Raw genomic sequence first — 15,675 nt, 5'->3', positions numbered from 1 at the left:
CGACGGGGGAGCGGCGGCACGGCGGAAGCGACGAGGGGCCACAGCAGAAGTGCTGTGGCCCCTCGTCGCTTCGGTCGAGCGGTCAAGCGCGCGGTGGCGCGGTCGACCCGCGAGGTACGAGCTGCGGAGTCGCCACGGGCTGGGAGACCATGTCGTCTCCCGCGATCACATGGAACAGCGCCTGGGCGACCTGGGCGCCGAACGTGTGGACGTCATGGCTCATCGCCGACAGCGTGGGATGGGTCAGACGGCACAGCTGGGAGTCGTCCCAGGCCAGCAGGGACAGCTCCTCGGGTACGGAGACGCCCATCTCGGTGGCCACGCCGAGTCCGGCGACGGCCATGATGTCGTTGTCGTACAGGACGGCCGTCGGCCGGTTGGAGGACAGCAGCAGCGAACGCGTCGCGCGGGCGCCCTCCTCGCCGGAGAAGTCGGTCTCGATGAGCCGCCCGCCATCCAGGCCGAGTTCGCCCATCGTCCGCTGGAAGGCCTCCGCCCGGATGGCGCTGTGGCCCAGCCCGCTCGGTCCGCCGACGCGGGCGATCCGCTGATGCCCGAGCGCGGCGAGATAGCGGACCGCCTCGCCCACGGCCGTGGCGTCGTCGGTCCACACCGAGGGGAACCCGCCCGTCAGGCTCGGGTGCCCGACGGTGACGGCGGGCAGTCCGATCCTGCGCAGCGGTTCGATGCGGGGGTCGCCCTGACGGAGGTCGACCAGGATGGAGCCGCCGATCTGGCGCTCCCTCCACCAGCGTTCCTGAAGCTGGATCTCCTCCTCCAGCGAGCCGACCAGGCGCAGCAGCAGGGAGCAGTCGCGCTCGGCGAGCACGCTCTCGATGCCGGAGATGAACTCCATGTAGAAGGGTTCGAGGCCGAGCAGCCTGGCCGGCCGGCAGATGGCCAGGCCGATGGTGTCGACCGCCTGCCGGGACAGGCTGCGTGCCGAGGAGTTCGGCGCCCAGCCCAGCTGCCGGGCCACGGCGAAGATCCGCTCGCGGGTGGCCTCGGAGACCCCCGGCTTGTGGTTGAACGCCAGTGACACCGCGCCCTTGGAGACCCCCGCGGCGGCCGCGACGTCCTTGATGGTGACGCGTTCGGTCGGTGCGGTCACGCCGGTTCCACACAGAAGAGGGCCGCTCGTACGGCGTTCGCACCCGTCTCCTCGGCGCCGCGGACGGCCAGCCGGATCCGCTCCCCGGGCAGCAGCGTGCGCAGACCGGTGTCGCAGACGGCGGAGGGTCCGAGGCGGTCGGGCTGGAGGAGGAGATCACGTACGAGTGTGTGTGCTGTCACCACGACGTCGAGACTACCCTCACCGGCGCCGACGGAGGACGACACGGTCACGTCGTACTCGGGGACGGGATACGCGAAGTCCTTGTCGGTCACCGGGAAGTACGGGGCGCGCAGCTCCCCTTCGTCCGCGACCAGGAACTCCTTGGCGGAGGCGGCGTCCGGCACCAGCTCCGGCGGCACCGGCCGGCGGTCCACGGTGCGCGGCGCGACGGTCAGGTCGAGGACCCGCTCGGCCAGTACGGTGCCGTCCGCCCGGAAGCGGCGCAGGGTCACCGTCGCCCGCCACGGTTCGGCCGCCTGGTTGATCACGGCGAGCTCGGGCCCGTCGCCGCCGGGCTGGACGGTGAGGAGGCGGTCGGCGTAGACGCGGCGCAGCTCGTGGTAGAGAGGCTTGAGCCGGCCGGCGCCGTCGATCGCGGCCCAGGAGCTGACCGGCCAGCAGTCGTTGAGCTGCCAGACGACGGTGCCCGCGCAGGCGGGCCAGTGCGAGCGCCAGTGTTCGATGCCGGCGGCGACCGCACGGGCCTGGACGAGCTGGGTGAGGTAGTGCCACCGGTCGAAGTCGCCCTCGGGGAGCGGGAAGTGGCGGGCGACGCCGCGGTTGAGCTTGCCGTTGCCGTCCTCGGCCTTCTGGTGGTGGAGCATGCCGGGCGAGTCGGGAGCGAGCCGCTCCCCGGGCAGCGCCCGGCGGAGGGTGGCCATGGCGGGCGGCCCCTGCCACCCGAACTCCGCGACGAAGCGCGGCACGCTCGCCCGGTACTCGGCGTAGTCCTGGCGGTTCCACACCTCCCACGAGTGGTGGGTGCCGTGGGCGGGGTCGTTGGGGTGGTGGTCCCAGGACCCGGACCAGGGGCTGCCGGCGGCGTACGGACGGGTCGGATCGAGCTCCGCGACCACACGGGGCAGCAGGCCGAGGTAGTAGCCCTCGCCCCACGAATCACCCTTCAGGGCAGGCTCCCACTCCCAGTCCCGGAACCCCCACAGGTTCTCGTTGTTGCCGTTCCACAGGACGAGCGAGGGGTGCGGCATCAGTCGGACAACGTTGTCGCGAGCCTCGGCCTCCACCTCTCCGCGCAGCGGCTGCTCCTCCGGGTAGGCGGCGCAGGCGAAGAGGAAGTCCTGCCAGACCATGAGTCCGAGCTCGTCGCACACGTCGTAGAAGGCGTCGTCCTCGTAGATACCGCCGCCCCAGATCCGGATCAGGTCGATGTTGGCTTCGGCGGCCTGGGTCAGCCGGGCGCGGTAGCGCTCGGGAGTGACACGGGTGGGGAAGGTGTCGTCGGGGATCCAGTTGACGCCCCGGGCGAAGGTCCGTACGCCGTTGACGACGAAGGTGAAGCCGGTGCCCTCCTCGTCGGCGGAGCGGTCGAGCTCGACGGTGCGGAAGCCGATGCGGCGCTGCCAGGAGTCGAGTGGCCGGCTGCCGGTGTCCTGAGTGCCGCCGGTCGTGTCGACCAGGGACACCTCCAGGTCGTACAGGGGCTGCGCGCCGTAGCCGCGCGGCCACCACAGCTCGGGCCCGGGCACCTCCAGCGTCAGCACGGCCTGCGTGCCGTCGACCTCCGTGCGGACCCGCACCCCCGAGAGCGACGCCTCGACGGCGAGCCGACGTCCGGCGCCCTGCTCGGTGCGCTCGATGTCGACGCGCACCTCCACACGGCCCGTGCCGTCGGCGACCGTCACGAGGGGACGCACGCGGTCGAGCCGGGCGGTGGACCAGCGCTCCAGGCGGCACGGTCGCCAGATTCCGGCGGTGACCAGGGTCGGTCCCCAGTCCCAGCCGAAACTGCAGGCCATCTTGCGGATGTACTGGAACGGCTCCGGGTAGACGTTGGGCCGGTCACCGGTCAGCATCCGGACGAACTCGGCGTCGTCGTAGGCGGAGGCGAACTCCACGTGCAGGCCGCCGTGACGGCCGGTGACGTCGAAGCGGTAGCCGCGGTGCATGTTCCGGGTACGGCCCAGTTCCCGGCCGTCCAGCGTGATCGTCGCGGCCGTGTCGAGCCCCTCGAAGACCAGGTCGGTGCGCTCGTGACCGTCCGCGCAGGTGTCCTCGGCGTCGAGGTGGCGGTGGTAGTTCCACGCCCGGCGGCCCACCCAGGCGACCTCGTTCTCGTTCAGACCGAGGAAGGGGTCGTCGATCACTCCCGCGGCGAGCAGATCGGTGTGAACGCAGCCCGGCACCTGGGCCGGCAGCGCGTTCCCGTCGTGCTGCAGGCTCCACCCCTCGGCGAGCTGGACGGCTTCCTTCATTGCGGCTCCTCTTGGCAGAACGGCACACTGGTCGCGTACGACACGACTCAACTTAACGCGATGAACCTGAACCGGTCTAGTCCTACTCTCTCGCGGCGTTCGTGTGAAAGCCCCAGGTGGGGTGGTGTCCACTACGACTGAGCCGTGGCCCTCATGTAACGATTAAGTATCGCGGATGTGCGCACAGCTTTACCGGTTCACTAACTCGCTGCCATAGTGCCGGACAACACCGAAGCCCGAGCCGTGATCCATGGAGGAGTGGGGCAAATGGGGAAGAGAATGCTCAGCGTGGCGCTGCTGGTCACCACCGCGCTGACCGTCGCGGGGTGCGGCGGCGGAGGGACTCCGGACGCCGACGAGACGGCGGCCGCGCCGCTGAACCCGGCGAGTGTCACCGGAGACATCACGGTGCTGACCAACCGCACCGACCTCGTGGACGACGGCACGATGAAGAAGTACGCGGCCGAGTTCAACAAGATCTACCCCAAGATCGACGTCACGTTCGAGGGGATGACCGACTACGAGGGTGAAACCAAGATCCGGATGAACACGGACGACTACGGTGACGTCCTGCTCATCCCGGGCGCGGTCGCCAAGGGTGACTACCCGAAGTTCTTCGCCCCGCTCGGCAGCGCGGGGTCGATGCGCGAGAAGTACCTGTTCACCGACCGGACCAACGTCGACGGCAAGGTCTACGGCGTCGCCTCCTTCGGTACCGCCAACGGTCTCGTCTACAACAAGGCCCTGTGGAAGAAGGCCGGCATCACCGACTGGGCGACGACCCCGGAGGAGTTCCTGGCCGACCTGAAGACCGTCAAGGCCAGGACCGGCGTCACGCCGTACTACACGAACTTCAAGGACGCCTGGCCGCTCAGCGACCAGTGGACCAACGGAGTCGGCTCGGTCAGCTGCGACAGCAAGGCCTCCGACAAGCTCGGCGAGATGGACGCGCCCTGGTCGGAGGGCAGCGACCTCAACACCATCGACACCCTGCTGTACGACATCGTCAACGGCGATCTGTCGGAGAAGGACCCGGCCACCACCAACTGGGAGAAGTCGAAGACGATGCTGGCCAAGGGCCAGATCGGCAGCATGCTGCTCGGCTCCTGGTCGGTCAACCAGATGCGCGCCGCGGCCGAGAAGGCCGGGGAGAACCCCGAGGACATCGGCTTCATGCCGTTCCCGGTGGTCCAGAACGGTGGCCAGTTCTGCTCCACCCTGGTCTCCGACTACCAGCAGGCCGTCAACATCCACTCGGAGCACAAGGAGGCCGCGAGGGCCTGGATCGACTGGTTCACCGAGAAGTCCGGCTACGCCGCCACGCAGGGTGCTGTCTCCGCCCTGAAGTCGGACCCGCTTCCCGAGACGCTCAAGGGATACGTTGACAACGATGTCAAGATGGTGGAACGTTCTGAACTGAACACCGCCGAGGTGAACGCCATCGACAACGCCTCGGAAATCGGCCTCAACAAGCCGGACTACCGCCAGAAGCTCGTGGACATCGCCCGTGGCGCCCAGAGCGGCTCCCTCGACGGCTACTTCGACGAACTGAACAAGCGCTGGGCCGAAGCCAGGCAGAGCGCCGGCTCCTGACCCTGCGAGTCCGGGGTCCGGCCGTGCCGTCACCACGGCCGGACCCCGACGCCTCAGCGCTCAGCGGACGATGAAAGGCCCTGGCCCTCACATGCCCCGAACCGATTCCACCACCTCACCGCCCGTACGGGCTCCGCAGGACGTCCGGACCGCGAAACACCGCGCCGGCCGCGGGACCGCGGACGGACGCTCTCGGCGTGAGCGGACACTGCGCCGGCTGACCCCCTGGCTGTTCCTCGTGATCCCGCTCGCACTCCTGGTGACCTTCACCTATGTGCCCGTGGGCAACATGCTCTACTACAGCTTCACCGACTGGGACGGGGTCAGTCCGGACCGCAACTTCGTCGGCGGGGACAACTACACCGACGTCTTCACCCGGCCCGAGATGCTGCGGGTCTTCGCGGTGAGCCTCTACTATCTGGCGGCGTCCGTCGTCCAGATCGCGATCGCCCTCTACTTCGCCACGGTACTCAGCTTCGACCTGCGCCTCCGGAACGTCTTCAAGGGAATCCTCTTCTTCCCGTATCTGATCAACGGGGTCGCGATCGGATTCGTCTTCCTCTACTTCTTCCAGGACGGCGGCACACTCGACTCGATCCTCTCCTGGTTCGGCGTGGGCACCGACCACGCATGGCTGGGCGACCCCGAATCGGCGAACACGTCGCTGGCGGGCGTCTCCGTGTGGCGGTTCACCGGACTGAACTTCGTGCTCTTCCTCGGCGCCATCCAGTCGATCCCGGGCGAGCTCTACGAGGCCGCCCAGCTCGACGGCGCCAGCAGGTGGAAGCAGTTCCGCCACATCATCGCCCCGGGCATCCGGCCCGTCCTGAGCCTGAGCGTCATCCTGGCGATCTCCGGCTCCCTGTCGGTGTTCGAGATCCCCTACATCATGACCGGCGGTGCCACCGGCACCTCCACCTTCGTCATCCAGACCGTGAAATTCGCGTTCCAGTTCAACAAGACCGGCCTGGCCTCGGCCTGCGCAGTGGTGCTCCTGGCGGTCATCCTGCTGATCACCTGGCTCCAGCGCCGTCTCGTGCCCGACGAGAGGGTGGACCTCGTATGACCATCACCGCTCCCACCCGCCGCCGGCCCCGTCGCCCCTTCCGCCTGTCGACGGCACTCACCTATCTCGTCCTGATCGCGGCGAGCCTGGTGACGCTGGTGCCGCTCACCGTCGTGTTCCTCACCTCTCTGAAGACGTCCGAAGAGGTCGCGGACGGCCGGAGCGCCCTGGACCTGCCGGGCGACTGGCTGAACTTCTCCAACTACGTGACCGCGTTCAACGACGGTCACATGCTGACGGCGTTCGGGAACACGGCCTTCATCCTGCTGTTCTCGATCACGGGCACGGTGATCATCGGATCGATGACGGCATACGCGATCGACCGGTTCGACTTCCGGTTCAAGAAGCTGATCATGGCGCTGTTCCTCATCGCCACGCTGGTACCGGCCGTGACCACGCAGGTCGCCACCTTCCAGGTCGTCAACAGCTTCGGGCTGTACGACACGCGGTGGGCGCCGATCATGCTCTACATGGGCACCGACATCGTGTCCATCTACATCTTCCTGCAGTTCATCCGGGGTATCCCGGTCTCGGTCGACGAGGCGGCGCGACTCGACGGCGCCAACGCCTTCACCATCTACCGCAGGATCATCTTCCCGATGCTGAAGCCCGCGATCGCCACCGTGGTCATCATCAAGGGCGTCACCACGTACAACGACTTCTACATCCCCTTCCTCTACATGCCGTCCGAGGACCTGGGGACGATGTCGACGGCGCTGTTCCGCTTCAAGGGGCCGTTCGGAGCCAACTGGGAGGCGATCTCCGCCGGTGCCATCCTGGTGATCGTCCCCACGCTGGTGGTGTTCCTGTTCCTCCAGCGCTACATCTACAACGGGTTCGCGCAGGGGTCGAGCAAGTAGCCCGCGACGGCATGCCCCGGTGAGGAAGGGCTGACCGAACCGGCCCTCCCTCACCGGTGCCGTCCCACCGAGCCACTGCCCGGCGGAGCGGAACGGTCCTCCGCCGGGCAGTCGGCCTGAAGAGCAGAGCGCGGCGGCGAACATCGACGGGACGACCCCGCGCGCCCGTCGATCCCGCCGGGCGCGACTGTCAACTTCGCTTTCAGCGGTACCTCGACGGCGGGCACCGACGGCGACCCGCCGTGTTCGCCACCTTTCTGTCGGCTCACTCCATTGCCGGCTCGCTCACTCCTCGCCCGGCCGCGGAGCGCAGTTCTTCTCCAGCTCCGCCGCCGCCCACCGGATGGACGACTGCGGATCGTCGTGCAGGTAGCGCAAGGCAGGGAGCACCGCCCGCACGGCGGCACGGTTCTCCGCGTTCGCGCAGTCGGCGATGTCCGCGATGAGCAGCAGCAGAGTGGAACGCGCCTGGTTGTCCGGGTCGGTCATCAACTCCGCCAGGAACGGCACCGCCGGCGCCGCCGCGGTCAGCCCCGAGCCCTTGGAGACCAGCAGCCGGTAGAGGTCGTGCACCGCGTCCATGGCGGTCTTCTGCTGGTCGGAGGCCACCTTGCGGATCAGTCCGGGCACCGCGTGCGCGGGACCTCTCGCCGACCAGTACGAACCCCAGTCGATGCCGTCCAGACGCAACTGGAGGTCGCGGTGCGGCCACAGCCTTGCCGCGTCGAGCCGCAGTGTCACCGGCCCCGATGGTCCGGTGACGCACAGTGCGCCGTCGCCGGTCAGGGTCAGATCCGTGATGCCGGTGCCGAGCGGCAGTTGGGCCACCGCGCCGGAGTCCAGGTCCCAGACGCGGACCAGCCCGTCGGCCCAGCAGCATGCCAGCGCGGGGCCGGTGGCCAGACGGGCGCCCGCGAGCGCGGTGACCGCGGTGCGCCGCCGGTAGAACGGGTACGCCCGCGGGGCACTGTCCGTGCGCCAGTAGCGCAACACACCCTGGGCGTCGCCGCTGACGACGGCGGTGCCGGTGTCGTCGAGCCGGACGCAGGCGAGGGCGGTCACCGGAGCGCGGTGCAGCGACTTGGCGACGACCTCCTGCGCGGCGGACTCCCAGACGTGGACACGGCCTTCGGCATCACCGGCGGCGGCCGGGACGGAGTCCTCGCCGAGCGCGGTGGCGGTACGGTCCGGCAGATTCTGGAGCGCGTCGGGAACGGTGCCCGCCACGGGGTCGCCTCCGGTCGATTCGACTCGCCAGCGGCCCCGGTCGTCGCCGTCGCCGTCGGTGAGCGTCAACGGGTCGAGCCGCTCCAGGGGTTCGGGCACCTCGCTGGGGCCCTGGATGTCCTTGTCGGTGAAAGTGATCCCGAGTGTCTCGAGGACCTGGAGCAGCGCCTCGCGGGTCCGGCCCTGCATCACCAGGGCGAAGTCGGCGCCCCTGCCACGGCCGTGGACGACAAGTGCGTCCGGACCGCCGTACATCAGCGCGTCGCAGCCCATTTCCTGCCAGGGCAGCAGCCCCAACTCCCGGTACGAGGACCTCAGCCGCTCCAGGATCGCGGGGTCCGCCTCGACGTCGGCCCGACGTACCTTGAGCGTCCAGCCGTATGTTCTCGGCAGCCGCTCCAGCGCGAGCTGGAGGAAGAACTCCGACAACGACCTGCTCTGCAACTGCCAGCCGCCGCCCGTGCTGACCAGCACCCGGGGGTCGGGGTGGGAGGCCTCGGCGGCGAGGTAGGCCCACTGGTTGCAGTACTGGTACTCCGACATGAAGACGCAGATCCGCCGGTCGGTGACGTCGGGCGGCAGCAGCGGGTGGTCCTTCGGCAGTCCGTCGGCCCGCGCCGGGTCGAGGAACGTCTCTACCTCGTCCTCGTCCTCCTCGAGCTCCTGGACGTCGTCGCGCTCGCCGTACTCGTCGACCCAGATGGCCGGTGGCCACTGTGTGTGCGTCCAGTACAACCGGGGCCGGAACGAGAAGGAGTTGACCGGGGAGTCCCACCATTCGGCGAGCGCCTCGGGAATGTCCAGGCTCTCGTCGATCCCGTAGCTGGAGTTCTCCCCGCCCCACCGGGAGGCCGTCGGCTCGCCTCCCGGGTCCTCGTATCCCCACTCGCGCTGTACCGCGTCGAGCAACTCCCAGCGGCCTTTGCCCTGTTGTCCCTTGAGCCGCTCGGTGAACTGTCCGTAGTCGATGATCTCTGCCACCGAGGCATCGTACGGCTGTTCCCACGCGCGGCCCGCGAGACGTGGGTGACGGGCGTCACTCCGGCGCACGGGAACTCCCGCCACCGCGGCCCCGACCAATGGATCGGTACGGCGTGCCCCGAGTGCCGTCGTGCGAGGCGAGGCGGTCTGGAGGTCTGCGCATGCCCGAGTCCACGCGGTCCGGTGTCGGGGGTGAGGAGAAGGGCGGCGGTGCGGTACGGCAACTGCTGCCGCCACCCGCGGTGTTCGGCTTCCTCCTGCTCATGGCGGTCGTCTTCGTGGTGTCGTACACCGTGGGCGTGAAGGTCGGCCCCGTAGGTCCCGGTACGGGCGAGAGCAGCACGACCAGCCCTGTCGGGAACGGCGGTGGCAGCCACGTTCCCGAGCACGGGCACGGGCACACCGGAGGCGGCTGAAACGCTGTCGCGATGTCCGGGGTGGTGGTCCGCCCGCGGGCCGGCTGGGCAGGCCCGGGGTGGTGGTCCGCCCGCCGGCCGGCTGGGCCGGTGGCTGTGTGAGCCAACTCCGTTGCGGTTCACGGGAACTCACCCCGGCGCCCTTCCGACTGCTCTCTCGAACGACGAGCAGGAGGTGGGATGGACGGTCTGGATGTGCGGATGCGTGACGTCGCCTGCCGCCACGGCCGGGTCGAAGCCGTGCGCGGTGTGGATCTCGACATCGAAGGGGGCGAGCGGGTCGCGCTGACGGGTACCAACGGATCGGGCAAGACGACGTTGATCCGGGCGGTGCTCGGTCTGCACCGCAGGGCCGGTGGGCAGATCCTGGTCGGCGGCCGGGGCACGGAGTCGGCGGCCGACTGGTCCTGGCGGCGCCGGGCCTGCGCCTGGATCCCGCAGAAGCCCGCGGTGGGCCGATTCCCTTTGCTCGCACGTGAGTTGCTGGCCAGCAGCGGCGCGAGCGCCCCGGCCCTGGAGGCCGCGGACAAGCTGGGAGTCGGCGCGCTGACCGGACGGCCGCTGCACACCCTCTCCGGAGGGCAGTTGCAGCGCGTGTACCTGGCCCGTGCGGTCGGCTGTGTCGCCGCGGGGGCCGGTGTGCTGCTGGCGGACGAGCCCACGGCGGCACTCGACTTCGCCGGGCAGGAGGAGGCCGCCGACGTGCTGCTGTCCCTGCCGGTGACGGTCGTCGTGGTCACGCACGACAGGGCGCTGGCCGAACGGTGCGACCGGACGCTGGAGATGGCCGCCGGCCGGCTGAGGGAGGTCCGGTGAACAGCCTGGCCGCGGCCGACCTCGGACTGCTTCTCCAGCTGCTTCCGGTCCAACGAGCGGGAGCGGCACTGTTGTTGGCCGCCGTGGGTCTGCCGGTGATCGGTGTCGTGATCGTCGGCCTGGACATCATGCCGGTGCGGTTCGCGATGATGCATGTGGCGCTGCTCGGTATCGCCCTCGGACTGCTGACCGGGCTCGACCCGCTGCTGTGCGCGCTCGTCGCGTGCGCGCTCGCGGGGGCCGGGGTCGCGCCGCTCGCCCGCACACCGGACGGGCTGTCCGGCGCGATGGGCCTGCTGATGAGTCTGGCGATCGCCGCCGCCCTGCTGGTGCTGTCGGTGTCCGGGGTCAACGCGCAGGGTGCCTTCGCCCTGCTCTGGGGCTCGATCCTGTCCGTGGGCACCGTCGACCTGTGGCTCCTCGGCGCGCTGGCCGTCGTCGTCCCCGTCCTGTTCCTGTGGCGGCGGCGCGACCTGGCGCTGCTGCTGCACGACCGTGAACTCGCCGTCTCCTGCGGGGTACGCGTCGACCGGCTCACCCTCCTGCTCCTCGTCCTGGTCGCGGTCTCCGTGGCCGGGGCGATCAAACTGACCGGCGCGCTGCTCGTCGACGCGCTGACCCTGCTGCCCGCACTGGCGGCGCGGCGGCTCGGTACGTCCCTGAAGTCCATCACCGTCTGGGCCGTCTGTATCGGCGTCGTCGTGAACCTCACCGGGTTCCTGATCGCGCTGAAACTCGACTGGCCGCCCGGACCCGTGCTCGTCCTGACCGCCGGGACCGTCGTCCTGGCCGTCCATCTCATCCCCGAACGGAGAATCAGCTCATGGCGCGCAACCGCGTCCGCATCGCCCGTGTCCCTTCCCTCCTCGCACTGAGCCTGGGCACAGCCCTGCTGCTCACGGTCACGGCGTGCGGCTCCGGCGACAAGGACGCCGCCGACGGCCCGGACTCCGGCGCGGGCGGGAAGAACGGCGACGGCCCCGTCGTCGTGGCCACGACCACCTGGGAGGGCGCCTTCGCCAAGGCGGCCGGCGCCGAGGACGTGACGGTCATCGTCCCCTCGTCCGCGCAGCACGCCCCGGACTACGACCCCAAGCCCTCCGACCTCGCGGCCGTCGCAGCCGCCGACTTCGTGCTCTACGCCCCCTTCGAGCCGTACGCCGAGAAGATCCGGCAGGCCGCGGGGTCCAGCGCGAAGCTGGTGGAGGTCGCACTCGACAACGACGCCGGCAAGGCGAGCGCCGAAGTCACGCGCCTGGGCGCGCTGTTCGGCACGGAGGACGCCGCCGCGCGGTGGAACACGTCCTTCAAGAGCACCTACGGCACGTTGCAGAAGGACCTGAAGGCCGCCTGGCCGGGCGGCAGGGCCCCGGCCGTCGTCGCACAGGTCTTCTCCGTGTGGTCGGCCAGGATGACGGGGGCGAACGTGACGGGCACGTACGGGCCCGAGGCCGTCACCGCCGGTCAACTGGCCGATCTGGCGAAGAAGAAGCCGTCGTACGTCTTCGACAACGTGCACATGACCACGGGTGAGGTCCTGCCCGACGCGGGTGCCGAGCAGGTGGAGATCGTGAACTACCCCGGCGAGGACCTGGACCTGCTGGCGGTCTACAAGAACGCCGCCGACACGATCGAGAAGGCGATGACCGCATGAGGCGGGAGCGTTCCTGACACTCGGCCGCCGAGACTCGGCGCACACCGAGAGGGGCCGCCGGGAATCCCCCGGCGGCCTCTATCGCATGTGCCTCACCCGGCCTGGGCGAGCGTCTCCGGCATCTGCTCGACGCACTGCTCCCGCAGCCGGGCCCGATCGGGCTTGCCGGCCGGAGTGAGTGGCAACTCGTCCAGCACCAGCAGTCGTTCGGGATGCTTGCCGCGCCCCAGGCCTCGCACGTCCAGATGCGCGGTCAGCTGTTCCGGCGTCGGCGCCCGGCCGTGCTCGCGCGGCACCACGCAGGCCGCGAGCCGCTCGCCCATCAGCGGATCGGGCACTCCGACGCACACCACGTCCCGCACGAGCGGATGAGTGGCGAGCTCCACCTCCACCTCGGCCGGGCTGATGTTGGACCCCCCGCGGATGACGACGTCCTTGAGGCGGCCGACGACGCGCAGACCGCCGTCCTCCGCGATGACGCCGAGGTCGCCGGTGCGCACCCAGCCGTCGGCCGTGCGATAGCGGGCGTCGAGCTCGGGGGCGGCGACGTAGCACAGCGGGGTCATGGGGCCGCGGGCCACGATCTCGCCGACCGAGCCGCTGGGCACCTCCTCGAGGTCCGGTGTGCCGGGGACCGCGATGCGTATCTCGGTCACCCGGGGGTCCGGACGCCCGGCCGGGACGCCCGGTCCTTCGCCGCGCGGGGGCGCGCCGGCCAGTCCGGTGTGGCAGTTGACGCCGTCGGCCGAGCCGTAGAGGTTCACCACCGGGCACCCGAAGACCCGGCGTGCCTCCTCGGCGGTGGCCTCGTCCAGCGGCGCGCCGCCGACCACGACGGCCGTCGGCGGTGTGAAGGGCCGGGTGTCCCCCTCGGCGACCCGGTCGAGCATCATCCGGATCATCGTCGGCACACCGAGCACATGCGTGGGCCCGTGCTCGGCGAGCGCATCGAGGGCCGCCTCGGGGGTGAAGTGGTCCAGCAGGACGAGCGTGCCACCGTGCCGTGCCAGAGCGACCGCGGTGCCGTTGCTGCCGAACGCCGAGGCCAGCGGCACGAGAAAGAGGCAGACCGGCGGCCGGTCGTCGGGTATGAGTGAGGCGAGGAAGTTGCCGCGCCCGCCGGCCAGCGCGTTGTGCGAGTACGCCACCATCTTCGGCTCGGCCTCGGAACCCGAGGAGACCAGCACACGGGCCGCGGAGTCAGGATCGGGCCGCCGAGGCGTGAACGACTTGGGATCCGTGCGCAGCAGCGCGGAGAAGGCGACTGCGCCCTCGGGAGCCGTACCCGGCCCGGCGGCGATCACGGTACGCAGGGCGGGCAGCTCGGCGGACAGGGCCAGCAGATCGGCGGCATGGCGCAGGCCGCGGTGCTCGGTGGCCGCGATCACGGCGACCGCCTCCGATCTGCGCAGCAGCGAGGCCGCCTCCCGGTCGCCACGGCCGACCGGGAAGGGCAGCGCGACGGCCCCCAGCGCGGCGAGGGCGAGATCGGTGATGACGGCGTTGCGGCCGTTGGGCAGTTGTACGCCGACCACGTCACCGGCGCGTATGCCGAGGCCGGACAGTCCGGCGGCCAGTGAGCGCACCTTGCGGTCCAGGGCGGTGTAACAGAGTTTGCCCTTGGCGTCGAGAACCGCCGTGCGGTGCAGGTCGGCGATCTGCCGGGCACGGTAGAGGCTGTACAGGTCCAGGTCGGGGCAGGTTCCGTCGAGGGCCCAGGAGCGGCGCAGCTCGGCGGGCAGCAGGTCGTGCAGGTCCACGGTCATGCGAAGCTCCAGGGGGTCGGGACGGCGGGGGCGCCGTGCGCGTCGCGGCTGACCGCGGGGGAGTCGAGGAGTTCGGCGAGGTCGGTCACCACCGGGACGGCGGCCGACCCGTCCGCACGCAGCCGCTCCAAGGCCTGACGTGTTGTCAACTCACCTACTTCATAAGACATTGCGGTGTCGTCCGTGACGGCGATCCAGCCGTCGGCGGTGGACAGCGGGCGCCGGAACCCCGGCGGCCGGCGCGGACCGAGTCCCCGCGCCGCCCGGGCTCGAGCGGGGGCGGTGAGGACATCGGCGGCGCCCAGCAGGGACGAGTCCACGCGTACGCCGTGCCCGGTGCGCTCCCTCGACAGCAGACCCGCCGTGATCGCCTCGGCGCCGAGCAGCCCGCCGAGCACGTCGAGCAGGGTCATCAGGGAAGGGAAGGCCGCCTCGTCGGCGGGCCGTACGGCCTCACCCGCACCGGTGCGCGCCTGCACCATGAAGTCCGTGCCCAGGGGCGCGTCCGGCAGCCGGCCCGCCCAGCCGCTGGTGTAGGCGTACACCAGAGCAGGGTTGACCGCGGCCAAGTGCTCGTGGTCCAGGTTGAGTTCGGCGGCCTTGCCCGGCGCCCAGTTGTGCAGGAACACATCGGCGTCGGCGGCCAGCTCGCGCAGCCGCTCGCGGTCGGACGGGTTCTTGATGTCCACCTCGACGGCGTCCTTGCCCCGGTTCAGTGCCAGCCACCGTGCCGAGACACCGGAACACGCCGGCGGCATACCGCGCAGCGGGTCACCGCCCGGCGGCTCGATCCTGATCACCCGAGCGCCCAGCAGCCCGAGGAGATGGGCGGCCAGCGGCGCCTGGATACGGCGGCCGGCCTCCAGCACGGTGAACCCGCTGAGGGGCAGGGCGCCGGTGACGGGCCGACCGGTGTACACGGCGTCCCGACGGGAGAACTCCCATGGCGGCGCGTCGTCGTACTCGGCAGTCCGCTCGGCGAGGGACCTCAGCCGGCACACATCGGCGCCGGACAGGAGGGCGGCGTTCCGCACTCGCGCCCAGGTGCTGGCTCCGACGGCCTCGTGCAGCGACTCCGGGAACGGCGCGCAGGCGGTGGCGTAGCGGAACTGGAAGGGCCGCCATCCCCGGCGCAGCGCCTCCTCGGGGGCGTCGAGAGCGCGCCAGAACGCCGCCCAGACGCCCGGGTCGAGCGCCTCCAGCTCGAAGACGACGCCGTCGGCGGACGTGAACGGCGGCCCGCCGGGAACGAGTTCGGCGGCCTCGCCCTCCTCGGCCCCGGCGGCGGCCAGGTACTGCGACACCGCGAGCAGCCCGGCCCGCTCCGCACTCACCTCGACCCCGGTCACCCCGGTGCCACCGCGGGCGCGCGCCAGCAGCCCGGCCAGCAGGCCCTGTACGGCCAGCACGCCGGCGGCGGTGGCGGCGTAGTCGACGGCCAGGCCGCGGGGAGCCCCGTCGCGTCGGCCGTGCACCGCCATGATGCCGGTGACGGCCTGGACGGTGGCCTCGTCGACGGCGGCCTCGCCCCAGGTGGTGCGGACGGTGACCTCGCCGAGGCCGCTCCCGGCGACGGTGATCGTTCCGGCCGACCCGCCACCGGACCGGGCGCCGAGCAGCCGCAGATGGTCCGCGACCAGGCCGTCCGCCGCACCTGGTGAGCCCGAGCCCTCGAAGCGAAGTCCGCCGAGCGGTCCGGCCGTTCGCGCGATGGCCGGTGTGGCTGGAGTTGCCATGCCTCTCCTTTCCT

At 70.7% G+C, this 15,675-nt stretch carries 12 protein-coding genes; 7 read left to right on the top strand and 5 right to left on the bottom strand.

The features are described 5' to 3' along the window. Window positions 1–82 precede the first annotated feature (82 nt). A complete protein-coding gene (locus tag ACZ6SQ_RS15490) occupies window positions 83–1,111 on the bottom strand; it encodes a LacI family DNA-binding transcriptional regulator (protein ID WP_469561493.1) in 1,029 nt (342 codons plus the stop codon). Then, complete coding sequence (locus ACZ6SQ_RS15485; protein ID WP_469561490.1) at window positions 1,108–3,546, bottom strand: glycoside hydrolase family 2 protein; 2,439 nt, start codon at window positions 3,544–3,546, stop codon at window positions 1,108–1,110. Before ACZ6SQ_RS15485 ends, ACZ6SQ_RS15490 begins: the two co-directional genes overlap by 4 nt. Before the next feature lie 267 nt (window positions 3,547–3,813). Here ACZ6SQ_RS15485 and ACZ6SQ_RS15480 point away from each other — a divergent pair, with 267 nt between their 5' ends. The 3 genes from ACZ6SQ_RS15480 to ACZ6SQ_RS15470 all read left to right on the top strand — a co-directional run bounded on the left by ACZ6SQ_RS15480 (window position 3,814) and on the right by ACZ6SQ_RS15470 (window position 7,065). Beyond that, window positions 3,814–5,139: an ABC transporter substrate-binding protein gene (locus tag ACZ6SQ_RS15480; RefSeq protein WP_469561488.1), complete on the top strand. Its 1,326-nt coding sequence runs from the start codon at window positions 3,814–3,816 to the stop codon at window positions 5,137–5,139. A gap of 91 nt (window positions 5,140–5,230) precedes the next feature. Further along, window positions 5,231–6,205 (top strand): carbohydrate ABC transporter permease, encoded by a 975-nt coding sequence (locus ACZ6SQ_RS15475; RefSeq protein ID WP_469561486.1) that lies wholly within the window; start codon window positions 5,231–5,233, stop codon window positions 6,203–6,205. Continuing rightward, window positions 6,202–7,065 carry a carbohydrate ABC transporter permease gene (locus tag ACZ6SQ_RS15470; protein WP_469561482.1) on the top strand — a complete coding sequence of 288 codons (864 nt, stop codon included), beginning with the start codon at window positions 6,202–6,204 and terminating at the stop codon, window positions 7,063–7,065. Before ACZ6SQ_RS15475 ends, ACZ6SQ_RS15470 begins: the two co-directional genes overlap by 4 nt. Window positions 7,066–7,350: 285 nt before the next feature. Here ACZ6SQ_RS15470 and ACZ6SQ_RS15465 read toward each other — a convergent pair whose 3' ends face one another. Next, the gene (locus tag ACZ6SQ_RS15465) at window positions 7,351–9,273 is read right to left on the bottom strand and encodes a WD40 repeat domain-containing protein (protein ID WP_469561480.1); all 1,923 of its coding nucleotides are present in this window, start codon (window positions 9,271–9,273) and stop codon (window positions 7,351–7,353) included. 161 nt (window positions 9,274–9,434) lie between these two features. Here ACZ6SQ_RS15465 and ACZ6SQ_RS15460 point away from each other — a divergent pair, with 161 nt between their 5' ends. The 4 genes from ACZ6SQ_RS15460 (at window position 9,435) to ACZ6SQ_RS15445 (ending at window position 12,159) form a co-directional block, all read left to right on the top strand. Continuing rightward, window positions 9,435–9,689, top strand: coding sequence for a hypothetical protein (locus ACZ6SQ_RS15460; RefSeq protein WP_469561477.1), 255 nt, complete (start codon window positions 9,435–9,437; stop codon window positions 9,687–9,689). A gap of 180 nt (window positions 9,690–9,869) precedes the next feature. Continuing rightward, window positions 9,870–10,505 (top strand): metal ABC transporter ATP-binding protein, encoded by a 636-nt coding sequence (locus ACZ6SQ_RS15455; protein ID WP_469561473.1) that lies wholly within the window; start codon window positions 9,870–9,872, stop codon window positions 10,503–10,505. Further along, the gene (locus tag ACZ6SQ_RS15450) at window positions 10,502–11,380 is read left to right on the top strand and encodes a metal ABC transporter permease (RefSeq protein WP_469561472.1); all 879 of its coding nucleotides are present in this window, start codon (window positions 10,502–10,504) and stop codon (window positions 11,378–11,380) included. Before ACZ6SQ_RS15455 ends, ACZ6SQ_RS15450 begins: the two co-directional genes overlap by 4 nt. After that, window positions 11,329–12,159 (top strand): metal ABC transporter solute-binding protein, Zn/Mn family, encoded by an 831-nt coding sequence (locus ACZ6SQ_RS15445; protein WP_469561469.1) that lies wholly within the window; start codon window positions 11,329–11,331, stop codon window positions 12,157–12,159. The genes ACZ6SQ_RS15450 and ACZ6SQ_RS15445 overlap by 52 nt, the downstream gene beginning before the upstream one ends. Window positions 12,160–12,251: 92 nt before the next feature. On the opposite strand, the gene ACZ6SQ_RS15440 is transcribed toward ACZ6SQ_RS15445, so the two are convergent. Both ACZ6SQ_RS15440 and ACZ6SQ_RS15435 read right to left on the bottom strand, forming a co-directional pair. Beyond that, window positions 12,252–13,925 carry a class I adenylate-forming enzyme family protein gene (locus ACZ6SQ_RS15440; RefSeq protein WP_469561466.1) on the bottom strand — a complete coding sequence of 558 codons (1,674 nt, stop codon included), beginning with the start codon at window positions 13,923–13,925 and terminating at the stop codon, window positions 12,252–12,254. Beyond that, entirely contained in the window at window positions 13,922–15,661 is a 1,740-nt protein-coding gene (locus ACZ6SQ_RS15435) for a CoA transferase (protein ID WP_469561464.1), read from the bottom strand. The genes ACZ6SQ_RS15440 and ACZ6SQ_RS15435 overlap by 4 nt, the downstream gene beginning before the upstream one ends. Window positions 15,662–15,675: the final 14 nt, after the last annotated feature.

This window comes from Streptomyces sp. NPDC048600, assembly GCF_055587025.1.
The sequence above is the reverse complement of the archived record's forward strand: the minus strand, read 5'-3'. Positions and strand labels throughout refer to the sequence as shown.